This window comes from Jannaschia donghaensis (assembly GCF_001403795.1).
In the GTDB taxonomy this organism is placed as follows: domain Bacteria; phylum Pseudomonadota; class Alphaproteobacteria; order Rhodobacterales; family Rhodobacteraceae; genus Jannaschia; species Jannaschia donghaensis.
Map to the genome: position 1 here is coordinate 699,225 of NZ_CXSU01000012.1, position 23,557 is coordinate 722,781.

General features: G+C 65.2%; 25 protein-coding genes. 9 read left to right on the forward strand and 16 right to left on the reverse strand.

Annotated features, from left to right (window positions below):
* Positions 1–149: 149 nt before the first annotated feature.
* On the reverse strand, positions 150–1,535 hold the full coding sequence (locus JDO7802_RS12670; RefSeq protein WP_055086117.1) for an aminotransferase family protein: 1,386 nt from the start codon (positions 1,533–1,535) through the stop codon (positions 150–152).
* 571 nt (positions 1,536–2,106) lie between these two features.
* Here JDO7802_RS12670 and JDO7802_RS12675 point away from each other — a divergent pair.
* The 4 genes from JDO7802_RS12675 to JDO7802_RS18015 all read left to right on the forward strand — a co-directional run bounded on the left by JDO7802_RS12675 (position 2,107) and on the right by JDO7802_RS18015 (position 5,920).
* Positions 2,107–3,108 (forward strand): taurine ABC transporter substrate-binding protein, encoded by a 1,002-nt coding sequence (locus tag JDO7802_RS12675; RefSeq protein ID WP_055086119.1) that lies wholly within the window; start codon positions 2,107–2,109, stop codon positions 3,106–3,108.
* Positions 3,109–3,188: 80 nt separating this feature from the next.
* Positions 3,189–3,992, forward strand: coding sequence for a taurine ABC transporter ATP-binding protein (locus tag JDO7802_RS12680; protein ID WP_055086121.1), 804 nt, complete (start codon positions 3,189–3,191; stop codon positions 3,990–3,992).
* Between the two features lies 1 nt (position 3,993).
* Complete coding sequence (locus tag JDO7802_RS12685) at positions 3,994–5,256, forward strand: ABC transporter permease (protein ID WP_055086123.1); 1,263 nt, start codon at positions 3,994–3,996, stop codon at positions 5,254–5,256.
* A 196-nt stretch (positions 5,257–5,452) separates the two neighbouring features.
* Positions 5,453–5,920: an SRPBCC family protein gene (locus tag JDO7802_RS18015; RefSeq protein WP_144430612.1), complete on the forward strand. Its 468-nt coding sequence runs from the start codon at positions 5,453–5,455 to the stop codon at positions 5,918–5,920.
* 54 nt (positions 5,921–5,974) lie between these two features.
* On the opposite strand, the gene JDO7802_RS12690 is transcribed toward JDO7802_RS18015, so the two are convergent.
* The 3 genes from JDO7802_RS12690 to cobA all read right to left on the reverse strand — a co-directional run bounded on the left by JDO7802_RS12690 (position 5,975) and on the right by cobA (position 9,358).
* Positions 5,975–7,195: an MFS transporter gene (locus JDO7802_RS12690; RefSeq protein ID WP_055086124.1), complete on the reverse strand. Its 1,221-nt coding sequence runs from the start codon at positions 7,193–7,195 to the stop codon at positions 5,975–5,977.
* A gap of 75 nt (positions 7,196–7,270) precedes the next feature.
* Entirely contained in the window at positions 7,271–8,512 is a 1,242-nt protein-coding gene (locus JDO7802_RS12695) for a cobyrinic acid a,c-diamide synthase CobB (protein ID WP_055086127.1), read from the reverse strand.
* Positions 8,513–9,358 (reverse strand): uroporphyrinogen-III C-methyltransferase, encoded by an 846-nt coding sequence (gene cobA, locus JDO7802_RS12700; protein ID WP_055086129.1) that lies wholly within the window; start codon positions 9,356–9,358, stop codon positions 8,513–8,515.
* Positions 9,359–9,443: 85 nt separating this feature from the next.
* On the opposite strand from cobA, the gene JDO7802_RS12705 reads away from it, so the two are divergent.
* From JDO7802_RS12705 to JDO7802_RS12725, 5 genes are all read left to right on the forward strand, one after another.
* Positions 9,444–10,457 (forward strand): cobalt-precorrin-5B (C(1))-methyltransferase, encoded by a 1,014-nt coding sequence (locus JDO7802_RS12705; RefSeq protein WP_055086131.1) that lies wholly within the window; start codon positions 9,444–9,446, stop codon positions 10,455–10,457.
* Positions 10,447–11,172, forward strand: a complete 726-nt coding sequence (locus tag JDO7802_RS12710; RefSeq protein ID WP_055086133.1) for a precorrin-6A/cobalt-precorrin-6A reductase — start codon at positions 10,447–10,449, stop codon at positions 11,170–11,172. The genes JDO7802_RS12705 and JDO7802_RS12710 overlap by 11 nt, the downstream gene beginning before the upstream one ends.
* Positions 11,105–11,776 (forward strand): DNA-3-methyladenine glycosylase family protein, encoded by a 672-nt coding sequence (locus tag JDO7802_RS12715; protein WP_055086135.1) that lies wholly within the window; start codon positions 11,105–11,107, stop codon positions 11,774–11,776. The genes JDO7802_RS12710 and JDO7802_RS12715 overlap by 68 nt, the downstream gene beginning before the upstream one ends.
* Positions 11,773–12,429 (forward strand): alpha/beta hydrolase, encoded by a 657-nt coding sequence (locus JDO7802_RS12720; protein ID WP_055086137.1) that lies wholly within the window; start codon positions 11,773–11,775, stop codon positions 12,427–12,429. The genes JDO7802_RS12715 and JDO7802_RS12720 overlap by 4 nt, the downstream gene beginning before the upstream one ends.
* Positions 12,430–12,575: 146 nt before the next feature.
* Positions 12,576–13,193, forward strand: coding sequence for an HNH endonuclease (locus JDO7802_RS12725; RefSeq protein ID WP_055086139.1), 618 nt, complete (start codon positions 12,576–12,578; stop codon positions 13,191–13,193).
* A 4-nt stretch (positions 13,194–13,197) separates the two neighbouring features.
* On the opposite strand, the gene JDO7802_RS12730 is transcribed toward JDO7802_RS12725, so the two are convergent.
* From JDO7802_RS12730 to mazG, 12 genes are all read right to left on the reverse strand, one after another.
* A complete protein-coding gene (locus JDO7802_RS12730) occupies positions 13,198–13,494 on the reverse strand; it encodes a hypothetical protein (RefSeq protein WP_055086141.1) in 297 nt (98 codons plus the stop codon).
* Entirely contained in the window at positions 13,491–14,741 is a 1,251-nt protein-coding gene (locus JDO7802_RS12735; protein WP_055086143.1) for a cation:proton antiporter, read from the reverse strand. Before JDO7802_RS12735 ends, JDO7802_RS12730 begins: the two co-directional genes overlap by 4 nt.
* Before the next feature lie 18 nt (positions 14,742–14,759).
* A complete protein-coding gene (locus JDO7802_RS12740; protein WP_055086145.1) occupies positions 14,760–15,185 on the reverse strand; it encodes a cupin domain-containing protein in 426 nt (141 codons plus the stop codon).
* Positions 15,182–16,036 (reverse strand): DMT family transporter, encoded by an 855-nt coding sequence (locus tag JDO7802_RS12745; RefSeq protein WP_055086147.1) that lies wholly within the window; start codon positions 16,034–16,036, stop codon positions 15,182–15,184. The genes JDO7802_RS12740 and JDO7802_RS12745 overlap by 4 nt, the downstream gene beginning before the upstream one ends.
* 128 nt (positions 16,037–16,164) lie before the next feature.
* On the reverse strand, positions 16,165–17,442 hold the full coding sequence (eno, locus tag JDO7802_RS12750; RefSeq protein WP_055086149.1) for a phosphopyruvate hydratase: 1,278 nt from the start codon (positions 17,440–17,442) through the stop codon (positions 16,165–16,167).
* A 55-nt stretch (positions 17,443–17,497) separates the two neighbouring features.
* Positions 17,498–18,376 (reverse strand): DMT family transporter, encoded by an 879-nt coding sequence (locus JDO7802_RS12755; protein ID WP_055086151.1) that lies wholly within the window; start codon positions 18,374–18,376, stop codon positions 17,498–17,500.
* A 28-nt stretch (positions 18,377–18,404) separates the two neighbouring features.
* A complete protein-coding gene (locus tag JDO7802_RS12760) occupies positions 18,405–18,686 on the reverse strand; it encodes a PilZ domain-containing protein (RefSeq protein ID WP_055086153.1) in 282 nt (93 codons plus the stop codon).
* A gap of 72 nt (positions 18,687–18,758) precedes the next feature.
* Positions 18,759–19,166, reverse strand: a complete 408-nt coding sequence (locus JDO7802_RS12765; RefSeq protein ID WP_055086155.1) for a Fur family transcriptional regulator — start codon at positions 19,164–19,166, stop codon at positions 18,759–18,761.
* Between the two features lie 34 nt (positions 19,167–19,200).
* Positions 19,201–20,589 carry a protein adenylyltransferase SelO gene (locus JDO7802_RS12770; protein ID WP_055086157.1) on the reverse strand — a complete coding sequence of 463 codons (1,389 nt, stop codon included), beginning with the start codon at positions 20,587–20,589 and terminating at the stop codon, positions 19,201–19,203.
* Positions 20,590–20,637: 48 nt separating this feature from the next.
* Positions 20,638–21,576 (reverse strand): nucleoside hydrolase, encoded by a 939-nt coding sequence (locus JDO7802_RS12775; RefSeq protein ID WP_055086159.1) that lies wholly within the window; start codon positions 21,574–21,576, stop codon positions 20,638–20,640.
* A 66-nt stretch (positions 21,577–21,642) separates the two neighbouring features.
* Entirely contained in the window at positions 21,643–22,650 is a 1,008-nt protein-coding gene (locus tag JDO7802_RS12780; protein ID WP_055086161.1) for an extracellular solute-binding protein, read from the reverse strand.
* A gap of 68 nt (positions 22,651–22,718) precedes the next feature.
* A complete protein-coding gene (gene mazG / locus JDO7802_RS12785) occupies positions 22,719–23,534 on the reverse strand; it encodes a nucleoside triphosphate pyrophosphohydrolase (RefSeq protein WP_055086163.1) in 816 nt (271 codons plus the stop codon).
* Positions 23,535–23,557: the final 23 nt, after the last annotated feature.

Below are 23,557 nucleotides of genomic sequence, written 5' to 3' on the forward strand. Positions count from 1 at the left end.
ATTTTACCACTCGTTAATAAGAATACCATTTCAACTTTTTTTACAATGCGATGCTCGGTTCGGACCAAGCGGCTATACAGCAGGGCTCAATGAACATCCGCCCCGTGCCGCAGAACAGACCTCGCCGCGCCCCCGCGCGCGCTACCCCATTAGCCGAACACCCTTCCCAGCGCCTCGTCCACCGAAGCAACGATCTGGTCGAGGTCGTCCTTTGTCGCAATCAGCGCGGGGGAGAAGCACAGCGTGTTGTTGTAGCCGGGGACGGAGCGGTTGGTCGCGCCGATGATCGTGCCCTGCGCCATGCAATCGGCGACGACGGCCTGGACCATCTTTTCGTCCGCCGGCTCCTTGGTCTTGCGGTCCTTGACCAGTTCCGCGCCCAGGAACAGGCCCTTGCCGCGCGCCTCGCCGATGACTTCGTGCTTTTCCGACAGGGCCCAGAGCTGATCGAGCATGTACTCGCCCATCTGGATGGTGTTCTCCAACAGGCCCTCGTCCTCGATGATCTTCATGTTTGCCAGTGCCGCCGCCGGGCCAGCGGTGCAGCCGCCGAAGGTCGAGATGTCGCGGAAATAACCCAGAGGGTCGGCGTGGTCGTCCTTGAACATGTCGAAGACCTTCTCGGACGTCACGCAGCACGAAATGGCCGCGTAGCCCGAGGCGACGCCCTTCGCCATGGTCACGAAATCGGGCTTCACGCCATAGTGCTGATAGCCGAACCAGGTTCCGGTGCGGCCGACGCCGCAGACCACCTCGTCGATGTGCAGCAGGATGTCGTATTTCTCGACGATTTCCTGCACCCGCTCCCAATAGCCCTTTGGCGGGACGATGACGCCGCCACCTGCGGTGATCGGCTCCAGGCACAGGGCGCCGATGGTGTCGGGGCCTTCGCGCAGAATGACCTTTTCGATTTCGTTGGCGATGGCCACGCCGTAATCGTCGCCCGCCAGCCCCTGCTCGTGGGCGCGGTATTCGAGGCAGTGGGGGACGGAGACGAAGCCCGGCGTAAAGGGGCCGTATTGCATGTTGCGATGTTCCTGACCGCCCGCGGACAGGCAGGCGATGGTCGTGCCGTGGTAGTCGCGGTGGCGGAACAGGATCTTGTGTTTCTTGCCGCCGTGCTGGCGCGCGCTGATCTGGCGGACCATCTTGAACGCCTTCTCGTTCGCCTCGGATCCCGAGTTGGCGTAGTAGACGCGGCTGAGGCCGGGCATCTTGGAGATGAGCTTCTCGGCGAAGCGCGAACCGGGGATGGAGCCTGCGGATTGCGCGAAGTAGTTCATCTTGACCAGTTGGTCGCGGACCGCATCGGCGATTTCCACCCGGCCATAGCCGACGTTGACGGTCCAGACGCCGCCCGACACGCCGTCGATGTGTTCCTTGCCCTTCTGGTCCCAGACCCGCATTCCCTTGCCTTCGACAATGATGCGGGGGTCGTTGGTTTCCAGCGGCTTGTGGGGCAACAAGTGATGCCAGACGTGGGCGCGGTCGGCTTCGACGATGGCGGTCATGTCGTTGGGCGTGATGTTGTCCATTTGGGTGTTCCTCCCGGAAAAAGGGGCGCTGGCAGACGGCTTGCGAAACGGGGCGCGGCTGACACGCCTTATTGCAGAATCCATGGATTTCAAGGACACGATAGGGCCAGTGTCCCTGTCGTCCTATAGCCAGATCGACGACTGGCTTGCGACGAAGGCCACGGCATCCCTAGGGTCACACAGTCACATTGCGAGACCTGCGGTCTCGATCATGCTGTGTCTGGGGGAAGAATGGCAACGAAAACCGCCTTCTGGATGATCTCGGCGGTGGAAAACGCGCCGGGTGCGCCCCTGTGGACGCGGCGCACCTGCGACCTTCTGACTGGATCGCGTGTCTCAAGATCGCCCGTTCCGGCAGTCCTTCCGATGAAACCTTGCGCGGTGCCTGACCGCGGGACCGACGGGCCCCCCGGTGGTCTTGCGTTATCGGGGAATTCGCGACCAACTGGAATCAGGGGGCCGACGCGGGACGACGATCTGCGTCCGGCCCATGGCTGAACGACATCCCGCCGTCGCGGCGGGTCAACGACGGGGCGGACGAACCGCCCCTTATCAACACGGAGTATCACGAATGAAGACGTTCACTTTCGCTACCATGACGGCCGCCGCCGCGCTGATGTCCGGGCAAGCCGCGCTGGCCGATGCCCATCTGGAGGAGATCACCGTCGGGTACTTCCTGGAATGGCCCATGCCGATGCTGGCCGCCAAGGCCGACGGCACCTACGACGAGGAACTGGGTCTGACGGTCAATTGGGTCAGCTTCGACACCGGCACCGCGATGTCCGCCGCCATGGCGTCGGGTGACGTTCAGTTGTCGGTCAGCCAGGGCGTGCCGCCCTTCGTCGTCGCCGCGTCCGCCGGTCAGGACATTCAGGTCCTCGACGTGGCCGTCAGCTATTCCGAGAACGACAATTGCGTCGTCCGCTCGGACCTGAGCATCACCGCTGACAATGCCGCCGACCTGGAAGGCAAGAAGGTCGCCGTGCCGCTGGGCACCGCCGCGCATTACGGGTTTCTGCGCCAGATGGACCATTTCGGCGTGGACCTCGCATCGCTCGACGTCGTGGACATGGCACCGCCCGAAGGCGGCGCAGCGCTCAACCAGGGTGCGGTCGATTTCGCCTGCGGCTGGGGTGGCGGTCTGAACACGATGAAGGAAGCGGGCAACACCCTGCTGACCGGCGCCGAGAAGGAAGAGCTGGGCATCCTGGTCTTCGACGTAACCTCGGCCCCGGCTGAATTCGTCGCCGAAAACCCCGGCCTGGTCGCCAAGTTCGTCAAGGTGACGGCGGACGCCAACGCCGAATGGGCCGCCGAGGGGTCCGACGAGATGCTGGAGAAGATCGCGACCGAATCCGGTCAGGATGTGGAGGCCGCGCGCGCCGCCATCTCCACCTTCACCTTCCCGACGATCGAGGAGCAGCTGTCCGAAGCCTGGCTGGGCGGCAACGCGGCCACCTTCATGAAGGGCGTCGCCGACGTCTTCGTGGAAAGCGGTTCGATCCCGTCGGCGCTCGGCTCCTACGGCGACACGGTCAACACCGGCCCGCTGACCGACGCCAGCAGCATGTAATACGACAGTCGGGGGGCGGCGCAGGTCGCCCCCCGAACCGCCAAAGGCCCCCGCCAGAGGGGACCGAAAGGGACAAGACCATGACCGGACTGACGATCGAGAACCTCTCGATGCGCTTCGATCTGCCCAACGGCAGCTTCGTCCAGGCGCTCAAGGATGTATCACTGGACCTGCAAAACGGGGAGTTGATGTCGGTTCTGGGACCGTCGGGCTGCGGCAAGACCACGCTGCTCAACATCGTCGCCGGATTTCTTGCGCCGACCGGCGGCAAGATCGTCCTGAACGGGCATTCCGTCGAAGGACCGGACGCCGAACGCGGCATGGTGTTCCAGCAAGGGGCCCTGTTCGAATGGATGACCGTGCGCGAAAACGTGGAATTCGGCCCCCGCATGAAGGGCACCCCCGCGTCCGAGCGGCGGCAGGGCGCGGATCATCTACTGGAGATCACGGGTCTGGGCGATTTCAAGGACAAGGCCATCTACGAGCTTTCGGGCGGGATGCAGCAGCGCGTCGCCTTGGCCCGCTGCCTGGCGAATGACCCCGACGTCATCTTGATGGATGAGCCGCTGGGCGCGCTGGATGCGCTGACGCGCGAGAAGATGCAGGGCCTGGTGCTCAAGCTGTGGAAAGAGACGGGCAAGACCATCATCCTGATCACCCACTCGGTCGAGGAGGCGCTGCTTCTGGGCGAGCGTCTGCTGGTCATGGCCCCGCGACCGGGCCGCATTCACAAGGAATATCGCCTGCCATTCGCCGAGCTGGGCGTCGCGCAGGACCTGCGCGAGGTCAAGAAGCACCCCAAATTCGCCGAAGTGCGCGAGGAGATCCTGTCCATGATCTGGGAGATGGAAGAGGAAATCATGGGCCGGACGGAGGACGCCTGACATGACCGGACTTCTTATCATCGTGGTCTATGCCGCGCTTTTCGTGGGCTCCATGTTCGTGGTGAACCTGATCACCGCGAAATCGAAGACCAAGGATTACACGGCGCTCAAGACGGTGACGTTCGGCGACGAAAGCGCCGTGCGTCCGAACCGGTGGGCCAGCGTGATCTCGGTCCTGGTGCTATTCCTGATCTGGGGCGCGTTCACCGGCTCGGTCATTTCGCCGATCCATGTGCCCGGCCCGTTCGAGGGCGATACGTCGTTCACCTATACCGCGCAGAACGCCGGCGGCGACACCGACGACGCGACCGTCACGGTGCGCGTCCACGAGGTCGGGGCCGAGGTCGAGGACCCGGTGGTCGAGCCGGGGGACGGGTTTGCCAAGAACGATGTGGACCGGATCGGCATCTACCGCTCCAAGATCATCCGCATGACGCAAAACGACGAGGGCGAAGACCTCGCCGTCGTGGCTATCAACGGCGAGCCGATTGCCGCGAACGAGACGGTCCAGACCGAAGATGGCCGGATCACGATGAACGAACGCGGGCAGCTGAACTTCGTGCCCGACCGGGGCATCCAGATGCAGCCGCTCTATCTGCCGTCGCCCGAACGGGTGGTCGAGGCGTTGATCGACGTCCAGCAGAACGGGTTCCGCAATTATTCCCTGTTCGAGCATCTGTACTACTCGCTGGCGCGCGTTCTGGGCGGCTTTGCCCTGGGTGCGTTGGTGGGGATTCCGCTGGGCTATGCGATGGGGTTGTCCAACTGGTTTCGCGGCTGGTTCGACCCGATCGTCGAATTCATGCGTCCCGTGCCGCCGCTGGCCCTGATCCCGCTGATCATCATCTGGTTCGGTATCGACGAGACGGGGAAGGTGGTGCTGCTGTTCCTGGCCGCGCTGTGGATCATGGCGATCGGGGCCAGGGCCGGCGTGTCGGGCGTCAACATCACCAAGGTTCACGCGGCCTATTCGCTGGGTGCCAGCAAGGCGCAGATCCTGCGCCACGTCATCATCCCGAACAGCTTGCCCGAAATCTTCACCGCCGCCCGCGTCGCGATGGGCGTCTGCTGGGGCACGGTCGTGGCCGCCGAACTGGTGGCGGCGAACGTTGGCGCGGGCATGATGATCACCACGGCATCGAAGTTTCAGCAGACCTATGTCGTGGTCATGGGCATCATCCTGATCGGCATCATCGGCTTCGGCATCGACATCCTGATGCGCAAGGCCGAGGACGTCCTGGTGCCGTGGAAGGGGCGGAGTTGATCCGACCAAGCGTTGGTGCGGGGCTGCCCTCGGGCGTTCTTTTCGTATCGAAAAAAGGGAAGGCCCAAAGTCATGGATCGTAAAGGCGGTTTTTGTCCCTCTTTAAGAAATGCTGTGATGCAGCCAATGTTGGCTTCAACGCTCTGACGTAAGTCGAAATATTTGCTGGAATCTTGTCCAGAGACATACAGAAAGAATGATCGAAGTGTCGAACAAAAGGATGTCACGCCACTTTACAGTGGTGGTCCGCCGCGAGTTTCCAATGTCAGTCGAAAAGATATTCTCGGCGTGGACAAACCCGGAAATCCGAAGAAGTGTTTTGGCTCACGGTCGATATAAAAACGGCGTTAAGGAAGTTGATGTTTCAGAGGGCGGTAAGGAACGATACGAGGATCGCTGGAAAAATCGCCTATACGGGACGACCACCCGACGATACATACTGCTTCGACCTGCTCGAATGATTGTCGCTCATTCAGAGACAAGTGTCGAAGGAGATATGTTTGATCAGCATTTCGTCAGACAAGAACTTCTTCTTTTCAAGCCAAAAGGTGAAATCTGTGAGATCGTTGCTTCCACTCAGTGCGTATCAATCGAGCCCACGTTTGTGCACGCCGCAGAAGACAGCCTGAAGCTAGTTTTCGATATCTTTGCGGATAAACTGTAAGCGGATATCAAGTGCGCAACCGCTTAGTTCCGCTCAGTCCTGCAAAGCCATACCTCAGGCCGAAGACCGCTTCGACACCCGCATCCAAACCAGCGCGCCGCCGGCCAGCAGCAGGAACGGCACCATTGCGATGTTCACCGCGGTCCATCCGGACGTCGCGTCCGATGCAAAGCCCATCAGGCCACCCGACGACAACGACCCCAGCGTCACGAGGCCAAACACCAGCGTGTCGTTAAGGCCCTGAACGGTGCCCCGTTCATGCGCCGCGTGGTGCGCGGTCAGCATCGAGGTCGCCCCGATGAACCCGAAGTTCCAACCCACGCCCAGCAGGATCAGTGCGCCGTAGAAATTGAAAAGCGTGACCCCGGACAGCGCCATGACCCCGGCGGCGGCCAGCAGGATCAGGCCCGCCGCGATGATCCGCGTCGTGCCGAACCGCGTGATAAGGTGACCTGTGAAAAAGCTGGGCCCGTACATGGCGATGACGTGGAACATCACGATGTTGGACGCGTCCGATACCGCGAACCCGCAGCCGACGACCGCCAGCGGGGTCGACGTCATCACCAGGTTCATCAGTGAATAGGCGACCATCGCGCAGATGATCGACACGAGGATCGCGGGATCGCGCAGAAGTTGCGACTTGGTGCGGCCCGTGGGGGCGTCCGCCGCGGGCGGAACGGGTTTCGGAATGTCGAGCAGCAAGAAAAGCCACATCCCCACGGCGTTGAGCGCGAAGATCGCGGCATAGGTGCCAAGGAACGGAATGATCGTCGCCGTTTCGGTCGACGTGACCACCATGCGCGCAACGAAGGCCGATATCAGGCCACCCGCCATGACATAGCTGATCGCCTTGGGACGAAGGGCGTCGGAGGCGGTGTCGGTTGCGGCAAAGCGGTAGAACCCCAGCGTCGACATGAAGATACCGGTCAGATACGCGCCCGCAAGGAACAGCCAGAATTGTCCCGTCGTCAGCGCCAGCATCGACAGCAGCGCGCCGGCGGCCCCCGCCATGCTGCCCAACATGAAGCCGAACCGGCGGCCCCTCCGCTGCATCATCGGCGAAATCCAGGGTGCGGTGGTCATCGACCCGAAGACGATCAGGCTGATGGGTAGGGTGGCAAGCAGGGGCGTGGGAGCCAGCGTCAGGCCGATCAGGCCCGCGACAGTGAAACTGATCGGCAATTGCGACCCCAGAAGCGCCTGCGCCGTCACGAGGACGAGGACGTTGCGCCGGGCTTGCGAGTCGTCGGGAAGGATCGTGGTTGCGGTGCTCATGCCCGCATCCTAGGCGGGGGATCGGCGGGGGGCCAGCGAAGCATTGTATCCACACGGTGCGCGGGGCGGCCCCTGTTAGCGCGGCGCGATCAGATGCGCGAAGGACCCGCTGGCAGGCCCGTCCCGCAGGCCCATCGCGGGCAAGTCCGTGCCTTCGGCGTCGTGCGCGGTGAACAGCGCCGTGCCGTCCGCCCGCAAGGTCGTGGCATAGTGAAACTCATGCGCCGCCCAGCGCCCCGGAAACGGACCGGCGTCGGCGGAGATTTCGCGGTAGCCGAGGTGCAGTTTGCGGGTCGCGAAACTCGTCTCCAACCGCAGCAACGCGGCCATGGCGTGCCGCGTGCCGTCCGCATCCACCAGCCCGTCGCCCATCACCATGTAGCCACCGCATTCGCCGTGGACCGTGCGGTTTTGCAGGGACGCGAGGAAACGGGCGTTTTGCGCAAGGCGACCGGCATGCAACTCGGGGTAGCCGCCCGGCAGGATCACCAGATCGGCGTTCGGTGCCGCCTCATCTGCGAGGGGGGAGAAGATCGCGATCTCCGCACCGGCGCGGTGCCAGCCGTCGATCAGATGCGGATAGGAAAACGCGAAGGCCGCGTCGCGTGCCAGCGCGATGCGTTGGGCGGGCGGTGCGATCGGACCCGGTGACGCATCGGGCAGGGGCGCGGCCAGCGTGGTGATGGCGTTAAGGTCGAGTGTATCGGTCACGATCGTTGCCGCGTGGGCCAGGAAGGCGTCGAGGGCGGGATGCTCCGCCGCCTGCACCAGCCCCAAATGGCGCGACGGCATGGCGAGGGCCGGGTCGCGCGGCACCGCGCCCAGCACCGGCAACGGACAGGCGGCGCGCAACATGGCTTCGTGACGGGCGCTGCCGACCCGGTTGAGGATGACGCCCGCGATGCGCACCGCCGGATCATGTGCGGCGAAACCCGCCACCAAAGGCGCGATCGACTGCGCCATGCGCGCGGCATCGACGATCAGGACGACGGGAAGATTGAGCTGGCGCGCCAGGTCCGCCACCGCGCCGCGCCCGTCTGGTGGTGCGCCGTCGAACAACCCCATCGCGCCTTCGATCAGCAGCAGGTCGTCGGTCGCGGCCAGTCCGGCGATCATTGCGGGCGACATCGCCCAGGCATCCAGATTGACGCAGTCCGCCCCGCTGGCCGCCGCATGGAAGCGCGGATCGATGTAGTCCGGCCCCGACTTCGCACCGCGCACGGCGACGCCTTGGTTCCGCAGGGCGCGCAGCAGGCCAAGCGTGATCGTCGTCTTGCCGGCCCCGGACGACGGCGCGGCGAGGATCAGGCCCGGCATCTAGCCCGCTTCGGCGGGGCGGCGCAGATCGAGGGGGTCGAGGTTGCGCGGCGCCTCTCCGGCGGCCTGTCCGCGCCAGTCCAGCGCCTGTCGCAAGGCGACCGCCATGCCGACGCAGATAATCGCGGGCGGCTCCAACCCGGCGGCGGCGATGTCGGTTTCGACGTGGGCCAGCGTCGTCTCGATCGTGCGCTGGTCGGTCAGGGTGGCTGTCGTCGTGACGGCAACGGGTTCCGATGGGGACCGGCCGGCGGCGATCAATCGGGCGGCAATCTCTCCGATGTGCTTCATGCCCATGTAGATCACGATAACCTGACTGCCCCGCGCGATCCCGGCCCAGTCGACGGCCGTCGGCGTGTTGCCCGCCTTGTCATGGCCCGTCACGAAGGTCACCGATTGGTTCACGTCGCGGTGTGTGACCGGGATGCCAGCATAGGCCAACCCCGCGATCCCGGCGGTGATGCCGGGCACGATGCGGATGGGGATGCCGTGCTGCACAAGGGTCTGCGCCTCTTCCCCCCCGCGCCCGAACACGAATGGATCGCCGCCCTTGAGCCGCAGGACGCGGCGGCCCGCGCGGGCCAGATCGACCAGATGCAGAGAGATGTCGCGCTGCTTGGCCGAAGGTTTGCCGCCACGTTTGCCGGCATAGATCTTCTCGGCTTGCGGGGCCCAATCCAGGATGGATTCGGACACCAGCGCGTCATAGACGATCACATCCGCCTGTCGCATCGCGTTGAGCGCATGCAGCGTCAGCAGACCCGGATCGCCGGGCCCGGCACCGCACAACCAGACCCAGCCCGGTTCCAGGGCGGGCCAGTCGTGATTTGGGAGTCGGTCGTTCATACCTTGGTTATGCCGTGCGTCGCGCCCGTGGGAAAGCCGTTTGGCGACCATTGGCGCGGGCTTGGCGGCATGTCATCACGGACATATGGATCAGACACCCAAACTGCGACGCGGCTGGACCACCGGGGCCTGTGCCACGGCGGCCTGCAAGGCGGCGCTGACGGGGATGTGGGGTGGCACGGTGCCGGGTGCGGTGACGATCACCCTGCCCAAGGGCGAAACGCCGACCTTCGCCATCGTGAATCCCGGTGCCGCCGCCGCCAGCGTCATCAAGGACGCGGGCGACGACCCGGACGTGACCCACGGCGCGGAGGTGCGCGTGGCGGTCGCGCCGTCGCAGGGCGGCGTGGTTTTCCGCGCGGGCGACGGCGTCGGCACCGTGACGAAGCCCGGCCTGCCGATCGCGGTGGGGGAGCCTGCGATCAACCCGGTGCCGCGCGCCATGATGGACGAGGTGGTGGCCGAATTGGCGTCGGAGTTCGGGCGCGCCCCGGATGTGGAAATCACCGTATCGGTCGTGGGCGGCGCGGCCCTTGCGGCCAAGACCTGGAACCCCCGGTTGGGCATCGCAGGGGGGCTGTCCATTCTGGGGACGACGGGCATCGTCCGCCCCTTTTCCTGCGCGGCCTGGATCGCATCGATCCACCGGGGCATCGACGTCGCGCGGGCCGATGGCCTGACCCATGTGGCCGGTTGCACGGGCGCCACGAGCGAGCGTGTGGTGCAGGCGCTGCATCATCTGCCCGATCACGCGATGCTGGACATGGGCGATTTTGCGGGGGGCATGTTGAAATACCTGCGCCGCCATCCCGTCGCGCGCGTCACCGTCGGCGGCGGCATCGGCAAGCTGACCAAGCTGGCGCAGGGGGCGATGGATCTGCATTCGGGGCGAAGCCAGGTTGATTTCGCCACACTGTCCGATTGGACGGGGCAGGATCTAACCGGCTGCAACACCGCGCTGGAAGCGGTGACACGCGTGCCGGAACTGGCGGACATTGTGGCCGTGCGGGCACGCTCCAAGGTGGCCGACATGATTGACGCCGACATCGACGTCGTGGTCATCGACCGCGCGGGCACGGTGCTGGCGCGTGACGGGTAAGGTTCTGATCCTGGCCGGCACGCGGGAGGCGCGCCGGGTCTGTGCCGCGTGCACCGGGTTGGACGTTCTGGCATCCCTGGCCGGCGTGACGGAGCGGCCATTCGATCTGGCGGTGCCGACGCGCCATGGCGGTTTCGGCGGCGACGATGGGTTTCGCGCCGCGCTGGATGGCGTGACCGGCGTGCTGGATGCGACCCATCCATTCGCGGCGCATATGACGGCGCGCACCGTCCGAATCTGTGCCGAGGCAGGGGTGCCGTACCTGCGCCTGACCCGCGCGCCCTGGCCCGTGACCGCCGGTTGGCACCGTCATGTCGATGCGGCGGCCTGCGCGCGGGCGTTGCCACCCAAGGCGCGCGTCCTTCTGACCACCGGCCCCGGCAGTTTGCCGGCGTTCGAGGGACATGGGTTTCGCCTGTTCTGCCGCCGGATCGACCCGGCACCCGCCCGCAAGGATGTCGACTGGATCATCGGCACCCCGCCTTTTACCGAAGATGCCGAGCGCGCCACGCTGACGGCTAATCGCATCACGCATCTGGTGACCAAGAATTCGGGCGGCGACCGGGCCAAGTTGGATGCGGCGACCGCGCTTGGCCTGTCCGTTCACATCATCGACCGGCCCGCACCCGCGGGCGGAGAGGAAACCCATGACATCGACCACGCCATCGCCTTCGTCAGCGCGCACGCCCGGCAATTGGCGGATCATCGAGACTGACGCGGATGTCGCCGAAGGCGCGGCTTGGCTGGCGGGCCGGGACCCGCGTTTTGCCGCGGCGTTGGACGTGTGCGCGCCGCTGCCGCTGCGCCGTCGGGACGACGGGTTTCGTGCCGTCATGAATGCGATCGTCGGGCAACAGGTGTCGGTGGCATCGGCCAATGCCATTGTCGCGCGGTGCGAGGCGGCGATGCTGCACGACCCGGCGGTGACGCGCCAAGCCACCGACGAGGAGATGCGCGCCTGCGGCCTTTCGCGTCAGAAGATCAAGTATTTCCGGTCGCTGGCCGAGGCGGACATCGACTTCGACGCCCTGCGCGACGCCCCGACCGAGGAGGTGATCGCCACCCTGACCGCCGTATCCGGCGTGGGCCGCTGGACGGCGGAAATCTACGCCATGTTCAGCCTTGGCCATGCGGATGTCTTCGCGCCGAACGATTTGGCCTTGCAGGAGGGGGCGCGGATGCTGCTCGGTCTGCCGGACCGCCCGAAAGAGAAGGAGATGCGCGCCATCGCCGAGGCCTGGTCGCCCTGGCGCGCGGTTGCGGCGCGCCTGCTCTGGGCCTACTACGCGGCCATGAAACAGCGCGAGGGCATCCGATGACATTGCGGCATGAACGCCGGGGGCCGGACGCGCCCAAGCGGCTGGTGATCTTCCTGCACGGGTACGGTGCGAATGCCGCCGACCTGATCGGCCTGGCCGACCCGCTGACGCCGCATATGCCCGACACGGCATTCCTCGCCCCCGATGCGCCCGAATCCTGCAACGGCGCGCCCGGTGGATTCCAGTGGTTCCCGATCCCCTGGATCGACGGATCGTCGGAGGAAGATTCGATGGCCGGGATGGACCGCGCCGTCGACGAGTTGAACGTCTGGCTGGCATCGGTCATGGCCGACGAAGGCGTCGGGGCGGCCGATACGATCCTGTTCGGGTTCAGCCAGGGCACAATGATGGCGCTGCACGTCGGGCCGCGCCGACCGGAGGCGCTGGCCGGAATCGTCGGATTCTCGGGTCGGCTGCTCTCGCCCGATACCCTGGAGGAGGAAGCGACGTCCAAGCCGCCCGTCCTGCTGGTACATGGCGACGCGGATGAGGTCGTGCCGATCCAGTCGCTGCCGCATGCCGTCGAAGCCTTGGAGGCGGCGGGGTTCGAGCGCGTGTTCGCCCATGTGATGAAGGGCACCGGCCACGGCATCGCGCCGGATGGGTTGCAGGTCGCGCTGGCCTTCATGCGCGACGTCTTCGACATCGAATAGGGGTCGCGAAAGACCGGAGCGCGAGGCGAACGGCCAGCCCTCATCTAGGCCCTTGCCAGCCTTCGATCCCCAGATATAGTCGGCCTTGACAGGGGCCGCGCGCCCGGATGTTCGGTCGCGCCGCCCCCATATCTGGAGGGCGAGACATGTCCGCCTTGTTGCAGGGGGCCTCGGTGGGGACCGGGCCCGATTTTCGAACCGAATTCACCCGCGACCCGGCGGGGTTGCGGCATTTTCCGGCGCTGGTCTTGAACGCCGATTACCGCCCCTTGTCCTACTATCCCTTGTCGCTTTGGCCCTGGCAGGATGCGGTCAAGGCCGCGTTCCTGGAGCGTGTGACGATCGTGTCGGAGTACGAGGAGGTTGTCCGTTCGCCCACGACGACGATCCGCATTCCGTCGGTCGTGGTGCTCAAGGATTACGTGGCCCCCCAGCGGCGCGTCGCCTTCACCCGGTTCAACCTGTTCCTGCGCGACGAATTCGCCTGCCAGTACTGCGGATCGCGGGGCGATCTGACGTTCGACCATGTCGTGCCGCGCGCACGGGGTGGGGTGACGAGCTGGGAAAACGTCGTCGCCGCCTGCGGGCGGTGCAATCTGCGCAAGGGGTCGAAGTCGCTGCGCCAGGTCGGGTTCCACCTGCGCCGCACGCCCAAACAGCCAGCGGCGGCGCAGTTGATGAACCTTGGCCGGAAATTCCCGCCAAATCATCTGCACGAATCCTGGATGGACTACCTTTATTGGGACGCGGAATTGGAAGCGTGACGCCTCACTGCCAAGTGCGAAGAAGGTGCAGTCCGTAGATCGCGGTCCAGATGGCGATCGACAGGCCGAAGAACCGCAGCGACATGCGCCAGAAGACCTGCCTGTAGGCGACGGCCTGGGGGCCGTCCTCTGCCGGACCCGGCGGGAGGAGTTGCACGATATGGCGCTGACGCGGATCTCGTGGGCCGTAGATCTGCCCGTGGGCCCGGACCAGCCCCGTGGTCCAGCGGTAGTAGAGCCAGAGGAACACCCCCAGCAGGGCCAGCGTCACGATTGTGTCGAGGGTCTCAAACAGTGTCACGAGACCTCGGCCGTCCCACCCAGACGTTTGGCGAGCTTGGCCACCGTCAGACCCTGCACGATGATCGAGAAGAGCACGACGAAATAGGTGCAGGTCAGCATCAGCGGCTTCCATTCGTTGTCGGGCAGCGCCAGCACCAGCGCGACCGAAATGCCGCCCTTCAATCCACCCCACGTCATGATCCGCGTGATACCGGCCTCGAAGTTCGGATCGAAGGGTTTCAGGATCGCGACGGGCACGACCACGGCGGCAAAGCGCGCGGTCAGGTGCAGACCGATGGCGGCAATGCCGGCGAAAACGTAGCTCGCTTCGAACGCGACGGCGAAGACTTCCACCCCGATCAGCAGGAACAGGACGGCGTTCAAGATCTCGTCCACCAGTGTCCAGAACGTATCGACATGCGCGCGGGTGTCGTCGGACATGCCGTATTTGCTGCCAACATCGCCGATCAGAAGGCCCGCGACGACCGCCATGATGGGGGCCGACACATGCAACCAGACGGCCAATTGGTAACCGCCGAAGGCCAGCGCCAGCGTGATCAGAGCCTCCAACGGCGGATCGTCGATCCGGCGCATGACGCGAAACGTGACCCAGCCAAGCGCTGCCCCCAGGGCCGCGCCGCCGAACGCCTCCTGCACGAACAGGCTGGCGGCACCGGAGAAACCCGACCCATGTGCGTCGCCCGTCGGGAATGCGATGCCGACGAGGACGAGGAACACGACATAGCCGACACCGTCGTTGAACAGCGATTCGCCGGCGATCTTCGTCTCCAGCGTCTTTGGCAGGTCGGCGGCGCGCAGAACGCCCAGCACCGCGACCGGATCGGTGGGCGAGATCAGCGCCCCGAACACCAGCGCGATCAGGATCGGCGCGCCGGTGATCCAACTGAACCCGACGCCCGCAATCACCGTGGACAAACCCACGCCGACCGTCGCCATCAGCAACACCAGCGCCCATTCACGTTTCAGGTCGGCCACCTTCACGTGCAACGCCCCGGCGAACAGCAGCAGCCCCAGCATCCCTTCGAGAAGGGCGTCCGAGAATTCGATGTTGAGCACCACGCCCCGGATCGTGTCCGCGACCCCAAGCGACGGCGCGGCCAGATCGAGCGCCATGATCCCGACGCTTGCGGCCAAGGCCACGATCAGGATGCCGATCGCCGAAGGCAGCTTCAGGAACAGGAAGTTGACCGCCCCGAACGCCGCGGCAAGGACGAGGAGGAGGGAAGCGATCTGCAGGAAATCCATTGTGTTACGGGCCGTTCTTCAAGTGCGGGGAATGTCGAAATTGGGGGGTGCCAGTGTGAAGCCGTCGAAGTGGAAACCGGGGCTGACGGTGCAACTGACCAACGTCCAATCGCCGATCGTACGCGCGGCCTGCCAATGGTTCTTCGGGACGAAGCCCTGAAAGACATGCGCGTCCATATCGGGGCCCAATGTGTGGTCGCGCGCCGGACCGGCGTCGGTGGCCGACACGCTTAGGATCAAGGGCGCGCCCGCGTGCCAGAACCACAGCTCGTCCGCGTCCACACGGTGCCAATGACTGCCACCCCCGTCGCGCAACAGAAACAGGATCGCGGTTCCGGCGGGGCGGGTGCCGTCGGGCGCGTCGGATTGGAACGTCTGGCGAAAAAACCCACCCTCGGGGTGCGGGGCCAGGTTCAGGCGGGCGATGATATCATCGGCGGTCATGTCGATATCCGTTCTCGCCACAGGATGTAGAGGCCCGTTGCGATTGTCACGGCAATGCCCCCCATCGCAAGGGCGTTCGGAAGGTCGCCGAACAGCATCAGGCCGATGACGGCGGCGACCGGAATTTCCAGATATTGCATCGGGGCCAATGTCGCGGCAGGCGCATGGCGCAGCGACCAGGTCATCAGCAGATGCCCGAACGTGCCGAGCAGACCCATGGCCAGCAGCAGGGGCAAGGTGTCAAACGTCGGTGCAACGACAGCCATCCCCCCGATATTCGGCAGCAGGACATAGACCGCCCCCAGCCCGACCACCGCCATCGCCCCCGACGCGGCCTGCATGGCGATCGGGTCGGCCTCTGCCGCGATGCGTCGGGTGACCAGCATGAAGGCCGCAAAGATGAAAGCGACGGCCAGCGGATAGAGCACGGCCCAGCCGGCGGCGGCAAAACTGGGCTGCATTACCATCAGCGTGCCGAGGAAACCCACACCGCAGGCGACCAAGCGGCGCGTGCCCACCATCTCCCCAAGGATGAAATGGCCCATCAGCAGCAGGATGAAGGGCATGACGAAGGCAATCGCGATCGCATCGGCCAGCGGCAAAAACGTCAGCGCCTTGGTCATCGACCAGATGCCCGCAATCTGAAGTAACGTGCGCAGACCCGTCAACTTCCAGCCCAGCGGCGACATGCGCCAGCTGCGACGCAGCACGGTGACCAGCGGGATCAGGATCGCCGCCTGAACGATGAAGCGAACGGCGACGAGTTGCAGGACGGGAAAGTCGACCGCCAGGATCTTGGCGGTCGCATCGCTGAGCGGGGCGAAGACGCAAAAGCCCAACATCAGGGCCATCGCCAGAAGCGGACGATCCGCCCGCACGGTCGGCGCGGGTGGGATCGGGGCAGGGACCGGACGGCTCAACCGATCTGCGGCACGGCCCCTTTGGGACATTCGGCCGGGCCGCGCCGTCGGGGCCGATTTCACCCGCGCAGGATGGACCGACCGGCGTAAACGGCCGTCTCGCCCAGCATTTCCTCGATACGGATCAGCTGGTTATACTTGGCCAGCCGGTCGGACCGCGCCAGCGATCCGGTCTTGATTTGGCCGCAGTTCGTGGCGACGGCCAGATCCGCAATGGTCGCGTCTTCGGTCTCGCCCGAACGGTGCGACATGACGCAGGTCATGCGGTTGCGGTGCGCCAAGCTCACCGCTTCCAGCGTTTCGGACAGCGTCCCGATTTGATTGACCTTCACCAGCAGCGAATTCGCGGCCTTCTTCTCGATCCCGTCGGCAAGACGCGCGGGGTTGGTGACGAACAGGTCGTCGCCCACCAGCTGCACCTTGTCGCCAAGGGCCGCGTTCAAGGCGATCCATCCGTCCCAGTCGTCCTCCGACATGCCGTCCTCGATCGACAGAATGGGATAGTCGCGCACCAGGTCGGCCAGATAGGCGACGTTTTCGTCCGATGTCAGGGTCTTGCCCTCACCGGACAGCACGTATTTGCCGTCCTTGTAGTATTCCGTCGCCGCACAATCGAGTGCCAGCATCATGTCCTCGCCCGGTGTATATCCGGCCTTTTCGATGGACTTGAGCACGAAATCCAGCGCCTCGCGGGTTGACGGCAACTCGGGGGCGAACCCGCCTTCGTCGCCCAGACCCGTCGACAGGCCGGCGGCCGACAGCTCGCCCTTCAGGGTGTGAAACACTTCCGATCCCATGCGCACGGCTTCTGCGATGCTGCTGGCGGACACCGGCATGATCATGAATTCCTGGATGTCGATCGGGTTGTCGGCATGTTCGCCGCCGTTGATGATGTTCATCATCGGCACCGGCAGGACACGCGCCGACGTGCCGCCGACATAGCGGAACAGGGGCAGGGCGCTGGCGTCGGCGGCCGCGTGGGCCACCGCCATGCTAACGCCCAGAATGGCGTTCGCGCCCAGCCGGCCCTTGTTGTCGGTGCCGTCCAGTTCGATCATCGCGGCGTCGATGGCTTCCTGTTCGGTCGCGTCGAAGCCCGCGATGGCGTCCGCGATCTCGCCGTTGACGTTCTCGATCGCCTTCAAGACGCCCTTGCCCTTGTATCGTGCCTTGTCGCCGTCGCGCATTTCCACCGCTTCATAGGCACCGGTGCTGGCCCCCGACGGCACGGCGGCGCGGCCCATCGTTCCATCTTCCAGGAAGACATCCACCTCCACGGTCGGATTGCCCCGGCTGTCGAGGATTTCGCGCGCGTGAATGTCGGTAATGGTGAACATGGGGGCCTCCGGCAGGGTTGGCGACTTGACGTCGCAGACCGTCTAACCCGTCCGGTTACGCTTGGGAAGCATTCCGCAGGCGGGCTTCGCGGATCAATGTGTAAAGGCCGGTAGCGATAACAATCGACACGCCAACCAGGGTCCAGATGTCGGGCCGTTCGCCAAAGGCGATGCCGCCGACGATCAGGGCGAACAGCATCCGGGAGTATCGGAACGAGGAGACGACGCTGATGTCGCCCAACCGCGTCGCGCCCACGATGGTAAGGTATCCGACCATCCCGATCGCCACGCACAGCGCAAGGATGCCCAGCTGTGCGGCATCGGGCATTACGAAATCCAGGCCGAGGATCAGTTGCAGGGCCAGCCCCGTCGGCAAAAGCGCGGCAAAGGCGTGAAGCGACAGGCGCGCGCCCGAAATCTCGGCTGGCATCGTCCTTGTCGCAAGGTCCCGCGCCGCAAGGCCCAGCATTCCACCAAGCGCCAACAGCGTCGCGGGGTCGAAGGCCGCGCCGCCGGGCCGGATGATGATCAGCACGCCGAAGAACCCGACGGAAATCGCCAGCCAGCGCCGCCAGCCCACCGTCGCACCCAGAAACACCGCCGCGCCCATTGCAACCACAAGCGGCGTGGCCTGGATCACCGCAGACGCCAGCGCCAGCGGGATGAGGGCGAGGGCGGACACGAAGCAGAGCGTGCCGAAGACCTCGCACCCCGACCGCAGCAGAACCCGGCGGTGCAGATAGAGCGGCGACCAGGCCCCCTTGCCGCTGACCTGAAGCCAGACGGCAAAGGCCGCAGCACCGCCCAGGCCCAGCATCCAGATGATCTGCGCCGGCGAAAAGACATCGGACAGGCCTTTGATCAGCGCATCCTCGACCGCGAAACAGGCCATCGCCCCGACCATCAGCGCGGCACCGCGCATGGTATCGGTCATACGGTTGCCGGGCCGCTGAAACGGTCGGTCAGGCGGCCCAGGCGATCTGCGCCAATTCCCCCAAGTCCGCTTTCCCCAAAGGTTGCAGCAGCCGCACCCCGGTCTCGAACTGCGTGCTCCAGCTGACGACGCCGTGCAGATGCAGCCGCGCCGATTGGATAGTGATCGCAGTGTCGGGCGGAAATTCGTAGGCCAGCGCCAGTTTCATCCCCGTTTCCGACACGTCGATCAGGGGGATGGTCAGTTGCAGGCCGCAGATCACGACGGTGACATCGGCGTTCGACGGAATTCTGCGAGAGCGATATTGCATGACGGGCCTCGGATTTTTGGTCCGGTCGGTCTAGCCCCCCTGGCGTAAAGATTCCGTTGACGCGGCCAGACGTCACTTCCGGCGTGTCCCGAACAACTCCAGCCGGTGGCCCTTGAGATCATAGCCAAGGCGCGCCGCGATCCTTTCTTGCAGGGCTTCGATCTCGGGGTCGACGAATTCGATGACCTCTCCGGTCTGCACGTCGATCAGGTGGTCGTGATGGTCGCGTTCGGCATCTTCGTAGCGCGCGCGCCCGTCGCCGAATTCCCGCCGCTCCAAAAGGCCCGATTCTTCAAACAACTTGACGGTTCGGTACACGGTCGCGACCGAGATGTTCGCGTCCAATGCGCTGGCCCGCAGGTGGATCGTCTCGACATCGGGGTGATCGCCAGATTCCTCGAGCACCTGCGCTATGGTCCGGCGCTGGCCGGTCACGCGAAGCCCGCGGGCTTCGCAACGGTCAAGGATCGTCGTCGTCATGCCTGTCCCTAGCGTTGGCGGGGCGTCGGGGCAATCAGGTCCCACAGAAGGTCTGCGTCACCCGTTGATCGGCCGTCGCCTGGCGGCGGAAGGCCGCGTTGTCGTCGGTCGCCGTCCAAGGATCGGACAGAACGACATTCAGGGTCTCGAACGGGGTGAAATCGCCGGCGTATGCCGCGGCGATCGCCTCCTCCACTTGGTGATTGCGCGGGATGACGACGGGGTTTGCCCGCGTCATCGCACCGTGGTCCGGCCCCGCCGCGCGCCACCGCGCCAGCCAGCCGTCGATGCGGTCGGGGGCCGCGAATGCGTCGCGCACCGTGTCCGGATCGTCCGTTAGCGCACGGAACGTATTGGTGAAATCCGCCCGCCCGTCGGACATGATATCAAGCAGTTCCATGGCGAGGTTCATGTCATCCATCCCGATCTTGGCCGACATCACACGCGTCCATTCGGTCGCGTAGACCTGCCGAAACCCCTCCAGAACTTCGGTCGCTTCGGACACCGCCGCGTCGCGGTCTCCTATAAGCGGCAGCAACGCCGTCGCCAGCTGCGCCAGGTTCCACAGCGCGATGTCGGGCTGGTTCTTCCAGGCGTAACGCCCGCCCGTGTCGATGGAGCTGAAGACGGTATCGGGATGATAGTCCTCCATGAACGCACAGGGGCCATAGTCGATGGTCTGGCCCGAAATCGTCATGTTGTCGGTGTTCATCACGCCGTGCACGAACCCCAGGCCCATCCATTCGGCAATCAGCCGCGCCTGCGCCGCCATGACGTGCCGCAAAAGATCCATCGGGCCCCGCGATTCCGGCGCATGGCGTGCAATCGCGTGGTCCAGCAGCGCGCGCAGGCCGTCGATGTCGTCCCGGCTGGCGAACACCTGGAAGGTGCCGACGCGGATATGACTGTCCGCCACGCGGGTCAGGATGCCGCCGGGCATTGGCCCTTCCTGGCGCAACACAGTCTCGCCCGTCGTGACCGCCGCCAGCGCACGAGTGGTGGGCACGCCCAGCGCGTGCATGGCTTCGGACACGATATATTCGCGGATCACCGGGCCCAGCGCGGACCGGCCGTCGCCCATGCGCGAATAGGGCGTGGGTCCCGATCCCTTCAGCTGGATATCGACCCGCCGGTCGCCCGTCGCATGCTCCCCCAACAACAGCGCGCGACCATCGCCCAATTGGGGCGACCAGCCGCCGAACTGATGCCCGGCGTAAAGCTGCGCCAAGGGGTCGGCCCCCTCCGGCACGGCGTTTCCGGAGAACACGTCCAGACGCGTCCGCAGCACCGACGGGTCCAGGCCCAGATCGCGCGCCAGCCCTTCATTCAGGGCCACCCAGCCGGGCGCGGCCACCGGTGTCGGGGCCATCTTGGTATAGAACCGGTCGGGCAGACGCCCGTAGGAATTGTCGAACTGAAACATGCCGCTTCCTCTGACCTCAGATCCTTCGCAGCGCGAGGGTTAGCCCCACTATGATAACCGCGCCAGCCGCTCGGTCAGCAGGGCGAAGAACCCGTCGGCATCGATCCCGCCGATGAACAGAGCGTTGGCCGGCCGGTCCGTCACCCGCCACCAGTCGGCGACGGTCATGCCGCGGGTCAGCGGGCTGTCGACCTCGATCTCCACGTTGATCTCGCGCCCGGTGAACAGGTCGGGGGCCAGCAGCCAGGCTATGACGCAGGGGTCGTGCAGCGGCGCACCCGCAGAGCCGTATTTCTCCTTGTCGAACCGCTCGAAGAAATCGGTCCAGGCGGCGACCATGCGGCCCACCTCCGTCCCCAGATCGCGGAACGCCTGCACACGGTCGGCGGTGGTCAGCGCCTTGTGCGTCGCATCCAATGGCAGGACAGTCAGCGGAACGCCCGCGTCGAAGACGATTTTCGCCGCTTCGGGGTCGACGTAGATGTTGAACTCCGCGGCGGGCGTGATGTTGCCCACCTCGAAATACGCGCCGCCCATCAGGACGATCCGGGCGACGCGCGCCACGATATCGGGCGCGCGGCGGAAGGCCGTGGCGATATTGGTTAGCGGGCCAAGGGGGCAGAGCGTGACGCTGCCTGCGGGCTGCGACCGCAATGTCTCGATGATGAAATCGACGGCGTGCATGTCCTGCAACGGCATCGTCGGGTCGGCCATCTGCGGCCCGTCCAGACCGGTCTTGCCGTGCACATGTTCGGCCGTCACCAGATCGCGGGCAAGGGGCCGGTCACAGCCCGCGAAAACCGGCATATCCGGTCGCCCGGCCAATTCGCAGACGATCCGCGCGTTCCGGGCCGTCAAATCCAGCGGGACGTTTCCGGCCACGACCGTGAGGCCCAGCACCTCCAATTCGGGGGAGGCGAGGGCCAGCAGGATCGCGACCGCGTCGTCTTGGCCGGGGTCGGTGTCTATGATGATCTTTTGCGTCATGGCCTACAAAGATGCGCCCCGCCCCGGAATGTCCAGAGCGGGGCGCACGGCTGAAAGCTCGGTCCGTCAGCCGTCGAAATCGACGGTTTCCACCAGCTTGAGCGCCTCGGCCCGGTTGCCGGCAATCGCCGTCAGGTCGGTCTCGTCGGGGGTGAACTCACCCCAGCCCGCCACCAGGTCCGACGGCGGCGTGCCCGGCTTGACGGGGTATTCGTTCACCACGTTCGCATAGATCTGCTGCGCCTCGGCCGAAGACAGGTATTCCATGAACGCCAGCGCTTCGGCTTCGTTCGCGGCCCCTTTCACCATGCCGACGCCGGACACGTTGACGTGGGTGCCGGCACCATCGGCGAAGGTGGGGAATTCGATGCGCACGGAATTGGCCCATGCCTCCTGTTCGGGGTCGTCCAGCATGGCCCCCATGTAATAGGTGTTGCCCAACGAGATGTCGCATTCGCCCGCCCAGATCGACTTGACCTGCGCGCGGTCATTTCCGTCGGGGGCCTTGGCCAGGTTGGCTTTCACGCCTTCCAGCCAGGTTTGCGTCGCCTCGGGGCCATTATGCTCCAACACGGCGGACACCAGGCCGATGGTATAGACATGCGTGCCCGACCGGGTGCAGATGCGGCCCGCCCATTTCGGATCGGCCAGATCTTCGTAGGTCGTGACCTCGCCTTCGCCGACACGATCCTTGCTGGCATAGATGATGCGCGCGCGCGTCGTCAGGCCGAACCACATGTTGTCGTCGTCGCGCATCGCGTCGGGGATATTCGCGGTCAGCACGTCCGACTCGACCGGTTGCAGAACGCCAGCCTCCTTGGCCTCGGACAGGCGGGATACGTCGACGGTGAAGATCAGGTCGGCGGGGCTACGCTCGCCTTCGGCCACCAGACGCTCGGTGATGCCCTTGTCGATATAGACGACGTTGGCCGTGTGGCCCGTCGCCTCCTCGAAGCCATCGATCAGCGGCTGCATCAGCTCGGGCTGACGGTACGAATAGACATTGACCTCACCGGCGAACGCGGGGCCCGCGGCGGCAAGGGCAGTGGTGGCGAGAATGGCGGTGCGAAGCATCGGGGCCTCCGTTATTTGCGATGCCCGGTTTAAACCTGACTAAAACACTCGGGTCAATCCCGAGTGTTTTACTTTGTTTCTTTTTCGCGGGACTTCGCCGCGTCCCAAAGTCCATCCATTTCCGCCAGATCGGACTGCGCCGGGGTCCGGCCATCCGCGGCCAGCGCATCCTCGATCTGTTCGAACCGCCGGACGAACTTGGCGTTGGCCGCCCGCAACGCTGCTTCGGGATCCACCTTCAGGTGCCGTGCCAGATTGGCGATGACGAACAGCAGATCGCCCATCTCTTCCTCGACCTCCCGCCGGGTCAGGCGCTCCTTCGCCTCCACCAGCTCCGTGGCTTCCTCCTGCACCTTGTCCAGAACCTGCATGGTTTCCGGCCAGTCGAAGCCGACCCGCGCCGCGCGGTTCTGCAACTTCACCGCCCGCATCAGCGCGGGCAGGCCCAGTGCCACACCGTCCAACGTGCGTCGCGCGCCATCACCGGCGCGTTCCTTCGCCTTGACCGCTTCCCAGTCGACGACCTGCTGCGCGGCCGACTTGTCCCGGTTGCCGTCGCCCCAGATGTGCGGATGCCGGTCGACCATCTTCTGCGCCACGCGGTCGGCGATGGTGTGGAAATCGAAGCGCCCGTCTTCCGCCCCCATCCGCGCATGATAGACGACCTGCAGCAGCAGATCGCCCAACTCTCCCTCCAACTCGTCCCAAGCCCCGCGCGCGATCGCGTCGGCGACCTCATAGGCCTCCTCGATGGTATAGGGCGCGATGGACGCGAAATCCTGTTCGATGTCCCACGGACAGCCCCGGTCCGGGTCGCGCAGCCGGTCCATGATCGCCAGCAACCGGGGCAGCCCGCCGCCGGGGGTGGTGCAGATGTCGTGCATTGCGTCTCTCCTGTCTTAGGTGT